The 2,617-nt window shown below is 46.8% G+C and carries 2 protein-coding genes; one reads left to right on the forward strand and one right to left on the reverse strand.

From position 1 onward, the window contains the following. Positions 1-179 precede the first annotated feature (179 nt). Entirely contained in the window at positions 180-806 is a 627-nt protein-coding gene (locus Q0256_RS10445; protein WP_297962798.1) for a nitroreductase family protein, read from the reverse strand. Between the two features lie 121 nt (positions 807-927). Between Q0256_RS10445 and Q0256_RS10450 the strand changes: the two genes are divergently transcribed. Further along, positions 928-2,277, forward strand: a complete 1,350-nt coding sequence (locus Q0256_RS10450; RefSeq protein WP_297962800.1) for a sodium-dependent transporter — start codon at positions 928-930, stop codon at positions 2,275-2,277. Positions 2,278-2,617 lie beyond the last annotated feature (340 nt).

Raw genomic sequence — 2,617 nt, forward strand, 5'->3', positions numbered from 1 at the left:
TATCGCATTTGAGCAGACCCAAAGCGGAGTGAAATTTAGAAGTTTGACTTGCATGATTATCCTTTGAAATTTTAAGCGCATTTTAACGCTATCGCACTTTTAAACCGATAAAATTTCGCAAAACGACGCTTTTAATAAACAAAGCTCGCGCCTAGCTTTGCAAGCAGAAGTGACCCATTTTATCTTTTTTCGCTGCCGCCGCGAGAGATTAAAATTTCATCTAGCTCGTAGCGCGTGTGCGGATATTTGCTAGGCTCACCACGCCCCAAAGCCACAATGATCGCAGGACGAAATTTCGCCTCTAAAGCGCAGAATTTTTCCAAAGCCGCGGCGTCAAAGCCGGTCATTATACACGAGCGCACGTCAAAGCCCTCGGCGATATTAGCGATATTTGCCGCTAAGATATAAAGCTGCTTGGTCGCGTAGTTCATCAGCGCTTCGTCGTCTAAGTCCGCAAATTTCGCGCAGAAATAATTCATCGCAGCTTCATATTTTTGCGAAGTGTTTGCACGACGGCGGACGGTGCGCTCTAAATACGCTTCGCCCACGCGCAGATCGTTACGCGCGATTAAAATCACGGCGTGCGAGCACTCAGCTACTTGCGGCTGGCTGTTGCAGGCTACAGAAAGCTCTTTTATCTCACAAGGATCCGAGATTATCATCATCCTCCAAGGCTCTAATCCGCATGAGCTGGGACTTAAGCGCGCAAGATCAAGTATCTCGCGCACGAGCTCGCTATTTAGTTTATAGCTGCAAAATTTACGGCAGCTGTGGCGAGAGAGCATCACTTCTTTTATCGATTTCATTTTATCTCCTTTAAAATTCGCGGCATTATAGCGGGTTTGCCTAAATTCCACTCGGCTAGCTTGGCGAGTTAAGCTAGATTTTGCTAATATTGCCCTTTCAAATTCCGCTACAAGGCATAATATGAATGATAAATTTAGCAAAATCGGCTTCATTCTCGCAGTCGCAGGCAGCGCCGTAGGGCTCGGTAATGCGTGGAAATTCCCCACTTTAGTAGGCACCAATGGCGGCAGCGCATTTATCTTGCTATATCTTTTGCTGACGCTTTTGGTTAGCTTCGTGATTTTTTTAGCCGAGATCGTCATCGGCAGGCTAAGCGAAAGTGATCCAGTGCGCGCATTTGAAAAGCTCGCACCCTCATACAAAGGCGCATGGAAATACGCGGGATTTTTTATGATTAGTGCGCTTTTGATCTATGCTTTTTACAGCGTCGTAATGGGCTGGATCCTAAAATACGTGGTCTCAAGCGCTTTTTATCTGCCAAAAAGTATAGATGAAAGCGGCGCAGCGTTTAACGCACTTTTAGGTAGCGACTTTTTAAGCGTGGCGGTGTGCTTTACCATAGCGTCGGCGTTTTGCTTTTTCATCGTATCTAAAGGTGTCAAAAGTGGCATCGAGCGGCTGAATGTCTGGATGATGCCCGCGCTATTTGTTTTGCTGGTTTTAATGCTAATTTACGCCGCGAGTTTCGATGGATTCGGACGTAGCGCAAAATTCTTGCTAGTGCCAGATTTTTCCAAGCTTAATAAGGATAGTGTTCTTTCGGCGCTAGGACTTGCGTTTTTTACGCTTTCGCTTGGCGTTACTACGATTATAACCTATGCTGCAAGCCTGCCTGCGCGCACCAATATCCTAACCTCAAGCATAAATATCGTCTGCATTAATGTCCTAATCGGCGTGATGATGGGACTTATCGTCTTTACTTTCATCTTTGAATTCGGCGGCGATCCCAAAGCGCAAGGCCCAGGGCTAGTGTTTGTCTCGCTGGTGGTACTTTTTTCAAAGCTCGGTGCGATCGGAAACATCCTAGCCTTTTTATTTTTCACCTCGCTATTATTTGCGGCGATTACTTCTGCAATTTCGATGCTGGAGCCTGCGATTTATTATCTCGTAAACTCCCGCAAGCTAAGCCGCAAGCGCGCTTCGCTTTTAGTTTTTGCCGTGACGTATGTTTTAGGGATATGCTGCATTTTGGGTTATTACGGGGGCACGAGCGAGTATTTTAGCCTAGGTGGCAAGAGCTTTTTTGACGTGCTTGATTACCTGACCTCGAATATCTTAATGCCTCTTAGCGGCATAATTGTGGCGATTTTCGTAGGGTTCGTGATCAAAAAACGAGCCGTCGAAATTCTACTGCGCCCATATATGGGACGAATGGGCTTTAAGCTGTGGTATTTCGTGCTACTGCGCTTCGTGGCGCCAGTCGCGATCGTAGTGATCGCGCTCAATCAGCTAAAAATTTTAAATTTTTAAATTTTGCAAAGCGGATGGATAGCGTGGAAGTTAAAATTTGACGCTGAAGCAGTCCAAAAGTAACGGGCAAAATTTCATAGCGAACTTGCGGCGATCCGCGAGCGGCCATGGCGGCTGTCAAAAATCGCGCTTGGAATTTTATGTCTGGATAGGAGCATGCGACGACCGCAATCAGCCTTCGGCGCGACCGCGTTAACCCACGCGGCAACCTGCATGGCGATCGGTGCGCGTAGCAAAGACGCCGTAGCGCAGTCGCGTCTGATCACGCTGCGGAATTTTAAAATTTAGCGCTAAAGCGGTCTAAAAACAATGCGCTAAATTTCATAGCAAACTTGCAGTG

Source organism: uncultured Campylobacter sp., from assembly GCF_937949835.1.
In the GTDB taxonomy this organism is placed as follows: Bacteria; Campylobacterota; Campylobacteria; order Campylobacterales; family Campylobacteraceae; genus Campylobacter_B.